This is a genomic window from Plantibacter flavus, from assembly GCF_051487245.1.
In the GTDB taxonomy this organism is placed as follows: Bacteria; Actinomycetota; Actinomycetes; order Actinomycetales; family Microbacteriaceae; genus Plantibacter; species Plantibacter flavus_B.
In genome coordinates this window covers 130,716-146,405 of record NZ_JAHVDH010000003.1, presented here as the reverse complement: position 1 = coordinate 146,405, position 15,690 = coordinate 130,716, and the positions used below count along the sequence as shown (strand labels likewise).

Genomic DNA, 15,690 nt, shown 5'->3' with positions numbered 1-15,690 from the left:
GATCATCTGGCCGTGAAGTAGCGGAACAGGTGTTTCTCTTGAATCGTGGCGACTCCGATCATCGCTCCTGCGAGCCCGCCAACCCACGTTGGACCGCATGCCGCCAGACCGACCATGACGACTTCCGAGTTGCCCTCACCGACGCCTCTGGCAATCAGGATGGTCAGGGACGCCGTCACGAACGCGAACGGCGCGCCCCAGATCACCGTCTCGACGGTGACGATGGCTGAGAGCGAATTCCGTGAGAGGCCTGCGTGCAGTGCGGCGGCGAGCGACAACCGGCGGATGCGAAGACCGATGAATCCGATCGCAGCACCCCCGAGCGTCGCAAGTGCGGCGGCGAACCGACTGGGCCGTCCGGCGAACAGCTCGTGACCGTCGAAGGCCGCGCCGCGCGTTGTGTTCAGCTGCGTTATCTCCGGTGGGTCTTCCATCGGCAGGCTCACGAGGATCGAGGTCAGCAGCGCACTCCGCACATCGCTCTGCGGCCAGCTGGTGACCCAGCACTCGTCGAACGGATCGCCGTCGACGGTCGGTGCGATCGCCGCATAGGCGAGACCGGGTCGGCGGCCGTCGTCCGGATACGTGAAGCTGCCACCGATTCGCACGGCGCCGGCTGCCGTCTGAATGAAGGTGCTTTCAGCCCCCAACGTCTCCTTTGCCTCGGGACCGAGGAGGACTCCGATGCCGTCGACGGTACCTCCGACCACATCGATGAATCCAGGAGTGACAGCATCGACCGGCAGCGGGGCGCTCGGGAGCACGATCGGGTTCAGTTTTCTGGTCGAGTCCCGCTTGGCTCCCGCCATATCGATTGCGGGCAACTCCGCGAGTGCATCACAGCGAGGGCCGTCGATGCTCCCCGGCGCCAACAGGACCGTCGTGGCTGCGCCGCTCCGCCGGAATTCCTGTCCGCGCTGCATCATCTGGCCGACCGAGATCATGTCCGCGCCGCCGGCCACCAGGGCAAGGGCGATCGCGGCGGAGGCGATGACGCCTGATCGAGCGGTTCCCGTCGCCGCATTCCTCCACGCCTCGCGGAGAATCGAAGATCTCCTCATGAGATCTCCAGCGATGGAGTCCCGACGGGATGTCCGAGGGTGATGTGGTCGGAACAGGCGGCGCGCGTGGCGGGGTCGTGCGTCGCCACGACGATGATCGTCTCCTCGGCGGCGATCGCAGGGATGGCTTGGTTGACCGTGGCGGCCGTTGCGCGGTCGAGCTGGGACGTTGGTTCGTCCACGAGGAGAAGGTCCGGTGCGGTCGCCATCCCTCGCGCGAGCATGAGCCGTTGGGCTTCTCCGCCCGAGAGCTCTCGAAAGGGCCGCGTCGAGCGTGCGCTCAAGCCGACGCGATCGAGCATCGCCACGGCGAGGCGATCCGCCTCATGAGGTGAATACCCGTGAGCCAAGTACGGCAAGGCGACATGGTCCTGGACCGACCGCCGGGGCGACCCATGCGGGTTCTGGAAGACCCAGGTCGTGCGCAGCCCCGTCGGGACGAGTACAACGCCGGCGGCCGGTGTGATCCACCCTGCGAGCAGTGCGAGGAACGTGCTCTTTCCGGAACCGGACGGACCGGTCAGGGAGTAGCTCCGACCAGGGACCAGGATCGTCGAGAGGTTCTCGAACAGCCAGGGACCGTCGTCGAATCGATGTCCGAGTCCGCTCAGCGTCACCGGCACGTCGAATCCGACTTCGGTTGCACCTCGACCTGTGCGGGCGGGGCCTCCGAATGGAAGAGCACGATCGTCTCGCCGAGACGCGACCCGAGGATGTCCACGGCGAAACCCCGTCCGTCGGAGACCACGCAGCCGGTCGTGCCATCGACCGAGAACAACGCGCTCGGCGGAACCACGGATACCGGGATCGGTTCCGTCAGCACGAGCTGCGCGTCGACGCGCCTCGGACCGGTCACCTCGCCAGGTGTGTCGGTGTGCATCTCCTCGACAACGTCTTCCGGAACCACCATCGATCCATCCTGTCCCACAGGCAGCCGCACTGAGCCCAGCACGATCTCCCGCGCACCCGGAGTGAGGTCGGACGGCAACTGTACGGGTGAGGTCACGGCCGAGGGCGCCTTGAACGTCGCCAATGATTCACCTCGTTGCACCTCCGATCCGATGGGTACGTCGCAGTGTTCGATGGTCGCGATCGCGGACGGGAGAAACACGATAGCGTCGGACGGGACCCGGTCAGCGCCGATCGACAAGCCGATCCCTGCGAACAGAGATCTCGCTGCGGCGAGCGTGCCCCTGCCGGCTACGCCATCGGTTTCCAAGGGATAGCCGAGGCGAGTGAACTCAGTCTGCAGGGCGCGCACATCGTCCCCGGTCGTGTCGAGCAGGACGTCTCGCCACAGGGGTACTTCTGTGGCGAGGGCGAGCGCAGGGGTGCCGTCGATCGACAGGGCCGTTTCCCCGGAGGACAGCGTCGCACCGACGCGACACGTGAAGGAGGTGACCCGCCCCGAGATCGGAGCGGTCAACGGAACATCGGTTGGGGTGTCGACAGAGATCTGCACGCTTCGAGCATCGTCGTAGACGTCGGTCCCGACGGGCACCGAGGAGATGTCGTCCGGCTCCCTGAGGTCAGGGGGAGGGAGCGTGAGCACTGATACGGATACCGCCGCTCCGACCGCGGCGGACATCGTCGCAATCAGCCAGATCCAGCTCAGCGTCCGGCGGGCGTCCCGGTCAGCCACCGAGCAGGCCGCGGGGATCGATCGTGCAGGTCGCCACAACCGCGGCGTCAGCGTCTCCCGTCGGAAGATCACCAGCCCGATAGTCCTTCAGGCCATAGCCGGAGCCGACGAGCCCTTCGCGTTTCAGGCAATCGACGATTGCCTGACCCAGATCCTCGTGATCTGGATTCGCTCGCATCTGGACGTAGAAATAGCTCAACGGGTACTCACCGGACCGCTCAGAACAGTCGGACGCAATCCTGTTCGCCTCGTCGTTCTCCATCGATACGGGCGGGAGATAGGCGGATCCGTCGAACTCGTAGCTGGTCAAGGTGATACCCGCGCTTGACAGGCACTCCTCATAGCGGGCGGTCATCTCTGCGTACTCACGATCAGAGACCACGCCGTCTGCAAGTGCATCCTTCACCTCCGCAGAATCCGTCGCATCCATCGCCTGTGCGATCTCCTCGGGCCAGGTTCCCGCCCCCGGTCGGGATTCGGTCTGTGCCGAGGGTCCGGACTCGGCGCACCCTGTGGAGACTGCGAGGACGATCAGTCCGAGGATCGCATGCGAACCGATCCGGGCCTTGTGACAACAGAACACGGGCAGAGCTATCGGACGTCGTAGTAGGCCGTGTTCCCGCCCAATGCACTTGCTGTCCGTGCGTTGGCCCACGTGCCAGGGCTGACCCACCCGGTCGTGGCACAGCCTGCGCCGCAGGCTGTCGCCTTGTGGACTCGAGCATCGTGCAGATAGTTCGAGTAGGTGTACAGGCCTGATACGCCGTAGTTCCACGAACCGCCCTCCGGAGGGGTGACGGCATGTGCCGCTGCACCTCCGCCGAGGACGAGCACGGCGGTGACAGTGGCACCGAGAAGGATGCTGCGGAGGTTCATCGTTGACTCCAAGGGATGTGGTTATCGTCGCGAGCCGCGACTGATCCCACATTAGACCACTGGGATATCACATGTGAAGACCGAATATTCGAGAAAATCGTAATGGGCTCGACCTTCGAGGCGACCCACGGCCTGACGGTCATCCGAGCGCTGCGCTGAGGGTGCTCCGCTCAGCCCGTGCGTCGATGGTTTGGGCCTCAGTCGACGGACTCGGGTCGCGTCGTCGACTGGCGGATGACGAGACGCGTCGGCCAGTGCACCTCGACCGCGGCACCGACGGCCGGGTCCGAGGCCGTGCCGCGCGCGCGGGGGCGATCCTCGAGCTCTTCGAGCAGGATCTCGACGGCCTGTGCGCCCTGGCCCCGAGGCTGCTGGTCGAAGGTCGTGAGGGCGAACATCTCGGCATAGGAGTGTCCGTCGATGCCGATGACCGACAGCTCCGCCGGCACCGCGATCCCGAGGCGGCGCGCGGCGATGATGACGCCGATCGCGACCTCGTCCGTGGAGGCGAACACCGCCGTCGGTCTGATGCGGGCGTCCCGCAGGAGTTGCGCCGCCGCCTCGTAACCGCCGGGAAGCGAGTGCACCGCGGGCAGCACGTGGACCGCGCTCGTCAGGCCGGCGTCCCCCATGGCGGCGAGGTAGCCTGCGAGCCGCCTGCCGTGGACCGTGTCGGTCTGCAGCTCGGCGTCGTGCCCGGTCACATGCGCGATCCGTGTGTGGCCGAGGGTGATCAGATGCTCCGTCGCCTCACGGCCGAGCGCCTGGTCGTCGATGTTGATCGAGTGGCCGCCGCGGATGTTGCCACCGATCGCGACGAGGGGGCGCCCGTTCGTGGTGAGGCGGGTCATCTCGTCCTGCGACGCCTCGATGCCGATCGAGATCATCGCGTCGAAGCGCTTGTTCGCGAGGTAGGAGTCGAGGATCCGGGCGCGCTCGGAGGCGTCCGGCGGGAGGTGGTACAGCGTGAGGTCGTAGCCCCTGGCGCGCAGGGCGCTCTCTGCGCCCTCGAGCACCTCGCCGAAGTACCAGCGGTTGAGGAACGAGGTCACGACTCCGATGGCGAGGGTGCGCCCGGTGGACAGGCTGGAGGCGATGGGGGAGGCGACGTAGCCGATGGTCGCTGCTGCCTGGACGACGCGCTCGCGGGTCTCTGCTGAGACGTACCCGCGGCCTGTCAGCGCGCGGGACGCGGTCGCTTTGGAGACGCCGGCGAGGGCCGCGACATCGCTGATGGCGCCGTTCATCCCTGCCTCCCTCCGTTGGGTAGCACCACCATAGCGAATCTGGAACGAACCTGGAACCAGCACGTATCCGACACGCATGACGGTGGAGTGACGATTCCGCGTCAGGACTGGGAAAAACTCGTGGGAGCGCTCTCACTGTCTATTTCGTTATGTTCTCGTGCTTGCGAAGTGGCGCGGCTTGCCGTACTTTGACGCATGGAAACGGTTCCGCATCATGACCGCTTCCGCACCAGAGCACCACCGGAACAGCCCGATCCTGAGGGGCTGTCCCCACCTGCAGCACTCAATGAGGAGGACACAGATGAGTTTCATTCGGACCCGCCGGACGGCCCTGCCGCTGGCCGTCCTGGCCGTCGCGGGCGTCGCGCTCACCGCCTGTTCGGGCGGTTCCGGCAGCAGCAGCTCCGACGACAAGACCGTCACCATCTACGGCACGATCGCCGACACGGAGGCGAAGCTGCTCGAGGAGAGCTGGGCCGACTTCGAGAAGGAGAGCGGCATCACGATCAAGTACGAGTCCTCCAAGGAGTTCGAGTCGCAGATCGGCATCCGCGCCCAGGGCGGCAACCCGCCCGACCTCGCGATCTTCCCGCAGCCCGGCCTGCTGGCCGACCTCGCGAAGCGCGACTACCTGAAGCCCGCACCTGACGGCGTCAAGGCCAACATCGAGAAGTACTGGTCGACGGACTGGGCCGCATACGGCACCGTCAACGACACCGTGTACGGTGCTCCGCTCATGGCGAGCGTCAAGGGCCTCGTCTGGTACCAGCCGGCGAAGTTCACGGAATGGGGCGTCGAGGTTCCCAAGACCTGGGACGAGCTCCTCACGCTGACGAAGACCATCCAGGAGAAGACCGGAACGGCACCCTGGTGCGCGGGCTTCGGCTCCGGCGACGCCTCCGGCTGGCCTGGAACCGACTGGGTCGAAGACCTCGTGCTCCGCCAGCAGGGCCCCGACGTCTACGACGACTGGGTGGCCAACAAGGTGAAGTTCACCGACCCGAAGATCAAGGAAGCCTTCGACTCGGTCGGCGAGATCCTCAAGAACCCGGACTACGTCAACGCCAGCTTCGGTGACGTGACGTCGATCAACTCGACCGAGTTCGGCGATGTCGCTCCGGCACTCGCGTCCGGTGCCTGCGCCCTGCACCACCAGGCGTCGTTCTTCTCCGGCTTCCTCGAGGACGCCGGCGCGACCGTCGCCCCCGACGGTGACGTGTGGGCCTTCGTGACCCCCGGCGTCAAGGAGGGCGAGACCGCCGTCACCGGTGGTGGCGAGATCGTCGGCGCGTTCAGCGACGACGAGAGCACCGTCAAGGTTCAGGAATACCTCTCGAGCCCGGAGTGGGCGAACAAGCGGGTCAAGCTCGGCGGCGTCATCTCCGCCAACAACGGCCTCGACCCGGCCAACGCCTCCACCCCGATCCTCAGCCAGGCGATCGAGATCCTGCAGGACAAGAACACCACGTTCCGCTTCGACGCGTCCGACCTGATGCCCGGTGCCGTCGGCGCCGGAACCTTCTGGAAGGGCATGGTCAACTGGATCAACGGCGACGAGACCGACCAGGTCCTGAAGGACATCGAAGCCGGTTGGCCCTCCAGCGAGTGATCGTGAGCCGTACCGACTGAGCTGAGCGCGGGAGCGCCGGAGGACCACCATCCTCCGGCGCTTCCGCCTCAGCTGTGTCGCCGGTCGTCCGGCACCCAGGGTCCACCGTCGTACTCGAAAGGCTAACTATGTCCGGTTTCCTCAACTGGCTGGGCGGACTGCCACCGCTCGCCCAGATCCCGATCGTCGTCATCGCCTTCGCGGCGGTGGTGGCGCTGTTGTTGTTCTTCGTGGACATCGCTCCACGCAAGGGGACGAAGTACACGGTCATCCGCCTCGCGTTCTGCGTCGTGGTCCCGACCGTCGTCGTCCTCTTCTTCGGCTCGTTCCTGTGGGCCGCCGCCGTCGCCGCCGTCCTCGGTGGCGTGCTCTTCCTCCTCGACTACCGGTCGAAGAAGGGCGTCGGCTACCTCGTCCAGCTCGTCGGCTTCCTCGCGCCGGCGTTCCTGCTCCTGCTCATCGGCCTCATCCTGCCGACGATCAGCACGACGATCGCCGCGTTCATGTCCGCCTCGGGCAAGAACTTCGTCGGTCTGAACAACTTCGTCTGGCTGTTCACGCAGCCGAGCGCCATCCGCACCATCGTGAACACCATCATCTGGGTGCTCCTCGTGCCGACGCTGTCGACGGCCTTCGGGCTGGCCTACGCCGTGTTCATCGACAAGTCTCGTGGCGAGAAGTACTTCAAGATCCTCGTGTTCATGCCGATGGCGATCTCCTTCGTGGGTGCGTCGATCATCTGGCGCTTCATCTACGCCTACCGTGAGGCGGGCGCCACCCAGATCGGTCTGCTCAACCAGATCGTCGTGTGGTTCGGTGGGACACCGGTGCAGTGGCTGCAGAACGAACCGTGGAACACGCTGTTCCTCATCGTCGTGCTCATCTGGGTGCAGACCGGTTTCGCGATGGTCGTGCTGTCCGCAGCCATCAAGGGCGTGCCCACCGAGCAGATCGAGGCCGCTGAACTCGACGGCACGAACGCCTGGCAGCGGTTCACGAACGTGATCGTCCCCGGCATCCGCTCCTCGCTCGTGGTCGTGGTCACGACGATCTCGATCGCGTCGCTCAAGGTGTTCGACATCGTCCGCACCATGACCGCCGGCAACAACGGCACCTCGGTCATCGCGAACGAGATGTACACCCAGTTCAAGAACTTCGAGAACGGGCGGAGTGCGGCGTTCGCCGTCATCCTGTTCATCCTCGTGCTGCCGATCGTCATCTACAACGCTCGGCAGATCAAGAAGCAGAGGGAGATCCGATGAGCGCCGTCACTCCGATCGAGCTACCGCTCGACGATGCAACGAAGCAACAACTCGAACAGGGCGAACGCGGGCTCGAAGGGGCGAGCAAGCGGACGAAGAAGCGGCTCACCAGTCGCGGGGCGACCATCGCTGCGGTGATCATCGCCGTGCTGTGGACCGTGCCGACCTTCGGTCTCTTCGTGTCCTCGTTCCGGCCCGAACAGCAGGTGAAGACCACCGGGTGGTGGACGATCTTCTCCGACTTCCAGGTCACCATGGACAACTACGTCCAGGTGCTGCAGTCGGGCAACTCGACGCTCAACCTGGCGGGTTCGTGGATCAACTCGATCGCCATCGCGGTCCCGGCGACCCTCATCCCGCTCGTCGTGGCGAGCCTCGCGGCGTACGCGTTCGCGTGGATCGACTTCCGTGGCAAGAACTTCCTGTTCATCATGGTGTTCGCACTGCAGGTCGTGCCGATCCAGATGGCCCTCGTCCCGCTGCTGTCCACGTTCTCCCGGGGACTGAACATCTTCGGACTCCAGGTGGGCGAGGGGCTGGACGCGAGCGGCACGTACGCGCAGGTGTGGATCGCGCACACGATGTTCGCGTTGCCCTTGGCGATCTTCCTGCTGCACAACTTCGTGGCGGAGATCCCGGCCGAGGTCATCGAGGCTGCCCGCGTCGACGGCGCGGGTCACGGGCAGATCTTCTTCCGCATCGTGCTCCCGCTGACCATGCCGGCGATCGCCTCCTTCGCGATCTTCCAGTTCCTGTGGGTGTGGAACGACCTCCTGGTCGCCCTCATCTTCGCGGACGGCGAGGTCGCACCGATCACGAAGCTGCTCGCTGAGATCACGGGTACCCGAGGGAACGAGTGGCACCTGCTCACCGCTGGCGCGTTCGTGTCGATCCTCGTGCCGCTCGTGGTGTTCTTCGCGCTGCAGCGGTACTTCGTCCGCGGCCTGCTGGCCGGTTCGACGAAGGGCTGATCGACAGCGTCGTCGATGGTGGATGCCCCGGGAGCCCAGGTTCCCGGGGCATCCGTGCGTATCTGTGTCTCCCTGTGTGCAGGTCCTTTTGCCCTAACTCAGGAACGTGTCGGCGTGTCGCGCGGACACCAGGCGGGGATGGACCGACACGCGTATGTGTTCCTGAGTTAGGGCAGGAGAAGGTTCTGCGTGACGGCGGCCCGGGCCAGCGGCAAGCGCTGCGCGGACGGCACCGAGGACCGCGTACCAGTCGTTCATGACCATGCGATATGTGAAACGAAGGACGCGGTAGCCGCGTATCGCCAGCTGGGTGTCTCGCCATCGATCCTCCTCGTGTGCGTCGCGGTTGTCGTGGAACTCTCTGCCATCCCACTCGATGACGAGCCAGCCGTCGATGACTTCATCCACCCTCCCGGCACCGGGAATCGTGACCTGATGGCAGCCGACGATTCCAGCCGATTCGAGTCGGATCCGGCCAATGCTCTCGAGGAAGCTGTGACAGCCCGATTCGAGTCGTGGAAGGCGAGCGATGGTGCCGGCCGGAAGAGCCCGGATCCACGAGATCAACGCGGGGGCGAACTCCCGCTCCACATGCGCGAACGAGTCCAGTACCGCGCCGGCCGCCTCCGGATGCTGGCACTCGACGAGGTGCTCGACCGCTTTGCGTCGCGGCTCGACGAGGAGCGGAAGGATGCTCCCGCGATCCGGGGTCACGACCGAATCGTCCCAGTGCAGCACCGCGTCGTCACGTTCGGATGCGGGTGGACGCCTCCGTCGGTCGTCCGATGCCCGCAACCGTGCGGCGTTGAGCGGCAGGGCGACATGAAGGCGTGAATCCGGCGGTGTGGCCCAGCCATACCAGGTGGCGGCCGAGACGCAGCTCAGCCGTCCGCCGATACGCACCGCTTGCACCAAGAGCTGTGGAGCGTCCGGTTCGGCATACCAACCACGCTTGACGCGGACGAGCGCCCCCGTCTCGACCGACAGGCGCAGCGTGTGCTTCGTGTGCCCGAGGACTCGCAACTGGTGCACGGTCGCGATGCCGTGCGCCGGTCGGAGGAATGTTGTCGCGCTGGTCATGGCTCGATCGTGGACGCCGTCGTCAGCGCTCGATCGTGGACATCCGAGTGTTGTGGAGAAGTCTCTCTCCTGGCCGACTGTGGAGCGCCTTGGACCTCCCGCCCTAACTCAGGAACCGCTCGGCGTGTCGCGTGGTTATCTCTGGCAGGGGGTCCGCCACGCCGAGGCGTTCCTGAGTTAGGGAAATGACCACGGGCGCGAGGAGGGAACGGGGCGGGAGCGACGGCGGTCGGGGATAGGGTGGCGACATGAGCATGCACGGTGGCGGGGGCGGAGGCGGGCCACGCGGTGGAGGCGGCGGCGGGCCACGCGGCGGCGGGCGCGTCAGCGGTGGAGACGCCGCAGCGCAGAAGGCCCTGAACGCAGAGGCGCCGAAGATCCCCGACCTCGGCAAGCGCATCGTCGCCCTGTTCGTCCCGTTCAAGGCGAAGATCATCCTGACGATGGTGCTCGTCGTCATCGGCGCAGCCCTCGCGGTGCTGCCGCCACTGCTCGTCAAGCAGGCGTTCGACGTCGGCCTCTTCCCGACCGACGGCGGCAGCCCGAACCTCCTCGCACTCGCCGAGATCGTCGGCGCCATGGTCGCCCTGTTCATCATCGCCGCGCTCCTCGGCGTCTGGCAGACCTACCTCACCGCAACGGTCGGCAACAGTGTCATGGGTGCGCTGCGCATCAAGCTGTTCTCGCAGCTGCAGGCGATGGAACTGAGCTTCTTCACGAGGACCAAGACCGGCATCATCCAGTCACGCCTGCAGAACGACGTCGGCGGTGTGGCGAACGTCCTCACCAACACGGTGTCGAGCGTTCTGGGGAACACCGTGACCGTGATCTCCGCCCTCGTCGCCATGCTCATCCTCAACTGGCAGCTCACGATCGTGGCACTCATCCTCATGCCGATCCTGGTGATCGCCCAGCGGCGCGTCGGACAGGTGCGGGCACGCATCGCCACGAAGACGCAGGAGTCGCTGTCGGAGATGACCGCGATCACACAGGAGGCGCTGAGCGTCTCCGGCGTGCTGCTCGCGAAGAGCTTCAACCGCCAGGACACCGAGGTCGAACGGTACAGCGCCGAGAACCGCACCCAGATCCGCCTGCAGGTCAGCCAGGCGATGAGCGGCCAGTGGTTCTTCGCGATGGTGAACATCTTCCTCTCGTCCATCCCCGCGATCGTGTACCTCGTCGCCGGCTACCTCATCACGGGCGGCGCGACCGACGTCACCGCCGGCGCGATCGTCGCGTTCACGACGATCCAGGCCCGGCTGCTGTTCCCGCTCATGGGGGTCATGCGGGTCGCGCTCGACCTGCAGACCTCCGGCGCCCTGTTCGCCCGCATCTTCGAGTACCTCGACCTCAAGCCGACCATCGCCGACCGTCCAGACGCGAAGCCGCTGCCGGGCAGCCCGCCGGAGATCCGGTTCGACGACGTCACCTTCCGGTACGCGGACGCGACACCCGAGTCCGCACCCACACTCGACGGCGTCTCCTTCACCATCGAACCCGGCCAGTTCGCGGCGTTCGTCGGGCCCTCAGGTGCCGGGAAGACGACCATCTCGTACCTCATCCCGCGCTTCCAGGAGGTGTCGGGCGGGCGGGTGACCGTCTCGGGAGCCGACGTCCGCGACGTCACGCAGGCGTCGCTCGTGTCCCGGATCGGCATCGTCAGCCAGGAGACCTACCTGTTCCACGCCACGATCGCCGAGAACCTGCGGTACGCGAAGCCCGAGGCGACCCTCGCCGAGCTCGAGGCCGCCTGCCGGGCGGCGAACATCCACGATTCCGTCATGCGGTTCGAGGACGGCTACGACACCATCGTCGGCGAGCGCGGCTATCGGATCTCCGGCGGGGAGAAGCAGCGCATCGCGATCGCCAGGGTGCTCCTGAAGGACCCCGAGGTGCTCATCCTGGACGAGGCGACGAGCGCGCTCGACACCATCTCCGAGCGCGTCGTCCAGCTCGCCCTCGACGATGCGACGCGTGGCCGGACGACGGTGTCGATCGCGCACCGTCTGTCGACGATCGTGCACGCCGACGTCATCTTCGTGCTCGACGGCGGCCGCATCGTCGAGCAGGGCACCCACCAGGAGCTGCTCGCGGCGAACGGTGTCTACGCGACGCTGTACGAGCAGCAGGCCGTCACCGTCTGAGTCTCCCGTGCAGCTCGTGAGTCGCGAGGCGTCACGGACGTTTCGGTCTCGTGAACTCCAGCTGTCCAACCATTGTGGGCTTGTGAACGGTGTGGCTAGAGTGACACCCATCGTGTCCCTCGCATGAGGGATAGGACTGCTGCAGTGCCGAGTAGGGGACTCATCGATGACCGCAGAACCGACCGCTCCACCCATTCCACCGGCGCCGTCGTCGAAGGCCCGCACCGCCGGACTCGGCCGGGGACGGTTCGGTCGGCCGGCGTTCAGCATCCAGTCGAAGCTGCTCGTGATGCTGCTGCTCGTCAGCGTGGGAGCGTCGGTCGTCACTGGCATCGTCGGGTACCTCTCCGGCAGTGAGTCCCTGCGGCAGGCCTCGTTCGAGCGCCTCACCGAACTGCGGGAGTCGCGCGCACGCGAGATCACGAACTACTACCAGCAGACCGCGGACTCGCTCGTCGTCTACACGCGCGGCACCACCGTCGTCGACGCGATGAACGGGTTCCACAACGCGTTCCACGAGTTGGAGGAGCAGCCGGTGGACCCTGCGAGGGCGACGAAGGTGGAGTCGTTCTACACCGACACCTTCGTCCCGGCGCTCGCCGAGCGGACGGGCGACGAGGCGGACCCGAAGGCGTTCATCCCGACGAACCCCGCGCAGACCTATCTCCAGTCGACGTACACGCCCACGGACCTCGACTACGACACCGCGATCACCGTTGACGACGCCGGAGACGGCAGCACGTGGTCCTCGGTCAATGCGGTCTACAACGACTACTTCCGCGAGATCATCAACCGCTTCGGCTACGAGGACGCGCTCCTCATCGACGACGAGGGAGACGTGGTCTACAGCGCGTTCAAGGGACCAGACCTCGGCACCAACGTGCTGACGGGGCCGTACAAGGGCGGCGTCCTCGAGAGCGGCTTCACCGCCGCCATGCGCTCCAACGCGGTCGACTACACGGCGATCACCGACTTCGAGCGCTACCAGCCCTCGCTCAACGTGCCCACGCAGTGGATCTTCTCGCCGGTCGGCCAGAACGGACAGATCGACGGCGTCATGGCACTGCAGGTGCCCATCGATCAGATCAACAGGATCATGACGAGCGACGGCGACTGGAAGCAGGACGGCCTCGGCGAGACCGGGGAGACGTACCTCGCCGGTCCGGACGAATTGATGCGGTCGAACTCCCGCCTCCTCATCGAGGACCCGAAGGCGTATCTGAAGCGGTCCGTCGCGGCCGGCACGCCGCCCCAGGATGCGCAGCGGGCGGTGGAGGTCGAGGGCACGATCGAGATCCAACCGGTCAGGACCGCATCGGTCGAGCGTGCGCTGGCGGGGGAGACCGGCACGCTCATCGGGCCCGGCTACCTCGGTGGTGAGAACCTCACCGCCTACACGCCACTCGACATCGACGGCCTGCAGTGGGTGCTCGTCGCCCGGATCGACGCGTCGGAGGCGTTCGCACCGGTCACCGACTTCACGCGGAACCTCATCATCTCGGTGCTCGCCATCATCGTGGTGGTCTCGCTGCTGTCGCTCGCCCTCGCCCAGGTGTTCGCACGACCCGTCCGGGCCCTCGTCGGTGCGGTGCGTCGGGTTGCCGGCGGCGACTACTCCACGGAGGTGCCGAACAACCGACGGGACGAGTTCGGCGATCTCGGCTCTGCGTTCAACGACATGAGCCGGAGCCTGCGTCTGAAGCAGGAGCTCATCGACGAACAACGCGCGGAGAACGAGAAGCTCCTCCTCACACTCATGCCGGCGTCGGTGGCGAAACGCTACAAGGACGGCGAAGAGACGATCTCCGAGGTGCACCAGGACGTGTCGGTCATCTTCGCGGACCTCGTGGGCTTCGACGACCTGACGAGAGGGCTCGACTCCGAGCGTGAGCTGGCCCTCCTCAACGACCTCGTCCGCAGCTTCGACGAGGCCGCCGAACGGCTCGGCATCGAGCAGGTGCGCACGCTGCGCGAGGGCTATCTGGCCAGTTGCGGGCTGATCGTGCCGCGCGTCGACAACGTCCGTCGCACGCTCGACTTCGCCCTCGAGATGCGGACGATCGTCGACCGCTTCAACGCCCAGCACAAGGCGAGCCTGACGCTCCGGGTCGGCGTCGACGCCGGTATCGTGACGAGCGGTCTCGTCGGCCGCACGAGTATGGCCTACGACATGTGGGGTGATGCCGTGAGTTTGGCCAACCGGGTGCAGTCGGTGTCCGGCCAGCCCGGCATCTTCGTCAGCGAACGCGTCCGCGACCGGATGCAGGACACCGTGACGTTCGAGCCGGCAGGGACGGTCGAGACCCGAGAGGGCGAACAGGCCGTGTGGCGCGTCGTCTCCGGGGCGAAGTCATGACCGAGGTCTGGCAGGAGCCGTGGTTCCCCTGGGCGCTCGGTCTGGCGATCGGCATCCCGGTCCTCCTCATCGTGCTCACGGAACTGCTCGGAACCCTCGTCCGGCGCCGCAGTGCCGCAGCGAAGCCCGTGCGCCTCATGCGCAACTACGTCGTGCCGGTCGGTGCGGTGTTCGGGCTCATCGTGCTCGCCACCGCCCGCTCAGACGATGCGACCTGGGTGCGCATCATCGGGACGCTCCTCGGGTTCCTCGTCATCCTGCTGATCCTGTCGGCCTTCAACGTCGCCCTGTTCAGCAACGCGGAGGAGGGCACGTGGCGGAGCCGGATCCCGTCGATCTTCGTCGACCTCGCGCGGCTCGCGCTCATCCTCGTCGGTCTCGCGATCCTGTTCTCGTGGGTGTGGGGTGCCGACATCGGCGGCCTCATCACCGCCCTCGGCGTCACGTCCATCGTCATCGGCCTCGCACTGCAGAACGCCGTCGGTGGGGTGATCTCGGGACTGCTGCTGCTGTTCGAGCAGCCGTTCAAACTGGGTGACTGGCTCGACACGGGCAGCGTGCGAGGCCGGGTCGTCGAGGTGAACTGGCGGGCGGTGCACCTCGACACCGGCAACGGCATCCAGATCGTCCCGAACGCCGCGCTCGCGACCTCGTCGTTCCGCAACCTCAGCCAGCCGGTGGGCGCGTACACGGCCAGTCTCGAGGTGAAGTTCTCCACCGACGACCCGCCCGACGACGTCCTGCGCCTGCTGCGCGATGTGGCGTCGGGTCTGCCCCTGCTCGAACCGGGCGACCGTCCGTCGGCGTCGTACCTCGGTGCCGCCGCCTACTCGGTGACGCTGCCCGTGACCGGCCCGTCCGCCTCGGACGCGGCCGTCGCGCTCTTCCGTTCCTGGCTCTGGTACGCGGCCCGTCGACGCGGTCTGGCCCTCGACGGCGACAACTCGGACCCGATCGCCACGCCGGAACGCCTGCGCGAGGCGATCGCCTCGATCGCGCCGACCTTGCACGCGAGAGAGACCGACTACGACGCCCTCGCCGCCTCCTGCACGCTCGAACGCTACGGTCCGGGGGAGACGGTCCAGCAGGCCGGCACCATCCCGGGCGCGATGCGTTTCCTCGTCGAGGGTGGCGTGCACCTCGCGGTGCCGACGAGCGACGGGCTGATCACCTTCCAACGCCTCGACGCCGGCGACTTCATCGGGCAGACCGCGCTCACGCGGGAGGTCGCGATGGCTGCGGCGATCGCCGACGGGACCACGCTGATCCTGCGCATGCCGCTCGCGACCATCGACGACCTGGTCCGGACGAAACCTCGGCTGGCCCAGGAGATCGGCGCCTCCATCGACAACAAGCACAAGCAGGCGCAGGCTGCGCTGGCCGAGGCTGGGGTCCTGCGCGGTACGATCGGCCGGTAGCCGGCGCGCCGGACGAACGAGAGC

At 66.6% G+C, this 15,690-nt stretch carries 13 protein-coding genes; 6 read left to right on the top strand and 7 right to left on the bottom strand.

The features are described 5' to 3' along the window. Positions 1–2: 2 nt before the first annotated feature. The 6 genes from KXS11_RS07745 to KXS11_RS07720 form a co-directional block, all read right to left on the bottom strand. Positions 3–962, bottom strand: coding sequence for a hypothetical protein (locus KXS11_RS07745; protein WP_437384986.1), 960 nt, complete (start codon positions 960–962; stop codon positions 3–5). A gap of 95 nt (positions 963–1,057) precedes the next feature. Then, complete coding sequence (locus KXS11_RS07740) at positions 1,058–1,684, bottom strand: ATP-binding cassette domain-containing protein (RefSeq protein WP_437384985.1); 627 nt, start codon at positions 1,682–1,684, stop codon at positions 1,058–1,060. Then, positions 1,675–2,703, bottom strand: coding sequence for a peptidoglycan-binding domain-containing protein (locus KXS11_RS07735; RefSeq protein WP_437384984.1), 1,029 nt, complete (start codon positions 2,701–2,703; stop codon positions 1,675–1,677). The genes KXS11_RS07740 and KXS11_RS07735 overlap by 10 nt, the downstream gene beginning before the upstream one ends. Continuing rightward, complete coding sequence (locus KXS11_RS07730; protein WP_437384983.1) at positions 2,696–3,109, bottom strand: hypothetical protein; 414 nt, start codon at positions 3,107–3,109, stop codon at positions 2,696–2,698. The genes KXS11_RS07735 and KXS11_RS07730 overlap by 8 nt, the downstream gene beginning before the upstream one ends. 185 nt (positions 3,110–3,294) lie before the next feature. Continuing rightward, on the bottom strand, positions 3,295–3,579 hold the full coding sequence (locus KXS11_RS07725) for a lactococcin 972 family bacteriocin (RefSeq protein WP_437384982.1): 285 nt from the start codon (positions 3,577–3,579) through the stop codon (positions 3,295–3,297). 197 nt (positions 3,580–3,776) lie between these two features. Next, positions 3,777–4,826, bottom strand: coding sequence for a LacI family DNA-binding transcriptional regulator (locus KXS11_RS07720; RefSeq protein WP_437384981.1), 1,050 nt, complete (start codon positions 4,824–4,826; stop codon positions 3,777–3,779). A 301-nt stretch (positions 4,827–5,127) separates the two neighbouring features. Between KXS11_RS07720 and KXS11_RS07715 the strand changes: the two genes are divergently transcribed. The 3 genes from KXS11_RS07715 to KXS11_RS07705 all read left to right on the top strand — a co-directional run bounded on the left by KXS11_RS07715 (position 5,128) and on the right by KXS11_RS07705 (position 8,668). Next, positions 5,128–6,435 (top strand): ABC transporter substrate-binding protein, encoded by a 1,308-nt coding sequence (locus KXS11_RS07715; protein ID WP_437384980.1) that lies wholly within the window; start codon positions 5,128–5,130, stop codon positions 6,433–6,435. 128 nt (positions 6,436–6,563) lie between these two features. Continuing rightward, entirely contained in the window at positions 6,564–7,697 is a 1,134-nt protein-coding gene (locus KXS11_RS07710; RefSeq protein ID WP_437384979.1) for a carbohydrate ABC transporter permease, read from the top strand. Next, a complete protein-coding gene (locus KXS11_RS07705) occupies positions 7,694–8,668 on the top strand; it encodes a carbohydrate ABC transporter permease (RefSeq protein ID WP_437384978.1) in 975 nt (324 codons plus the stop codon). The genes KXS11_RS07710 and KXS11_RS07705 overlap by 4 nt, the downstream gene beginning before the upstream one ends. 93 nt (positions 8,669–8,761) lie before the next feature. Here KXS11_RS07705 and KXS11_RS07700 read toward each other — a convergent pair whose 3' ends face one another. Then, a complete protein-coding gene (locus tag KXS11_RS07700; protein ID WP_437384977.1) occupies positions 8,762–9,748 on the bottom strand; it encodes a DUF559 domain-containing protein in 987 nt (328 codons plus the stop codon). 248 nt (positions 9,749–9,996) lie between these two features. Between KXS11_RS07700 and KXS11_RS07695 the strand changes: the two genes are divergently transcribed. The 3 genes from KXS11_RS07695 to KXS11_RS07685 all read left to right on the top strand — a co-directional run bounded on the left by KXS11_RS07695 (position 9,997) and on the right by KXS11_RS07685 (position 15,666). Continuing rightward, the gene (locus tag KXS11_RS07695; RefSeq protein WP_437384976.1) at positions 9,997–11,892 is read left to right on the top strand and encodes an ABC transporter ATP-binding protein; all 1,896 of its coding nucleotides are present in this window, start codon (positions 9,997–9,999) and stop codon (positions 11,890–11,892) included. 166 nt (positions 11,893–12,058) lie between these two features. Then, the gene (locus KXS11_RS07690) at positions 12,059–14,248 is read left to right on the top strand and encodes an adenylate/guanylate cyclase domain-containing protein (RefSeq protein ID WP_437384975.1); all 2,190 of its coding nucleotides are present in this window, start codon (positions 12,059–12,061) and stop codon (positions 14,246–14,248) included. Further along, positions 14,245–15,666 carry a mechanosensitive ion channel domain-containing protein gene (locus KXS11_RS07685; RefSeq protein WP_437384974.1) on the top strand — a complete coding sequence of 474 codons (1,422 nt, stop codon included), beginning with the start codon at positions 14,245–14,247 and terminating at the stop codon, positions 15,664–15,666. Before KXS11_RS07690 ends, KXS11_RS07685 begins: the two co-directional genes overlap by 4 nt. Positions 15,667–15,690 lie beyond the last annotated feature (24 nt).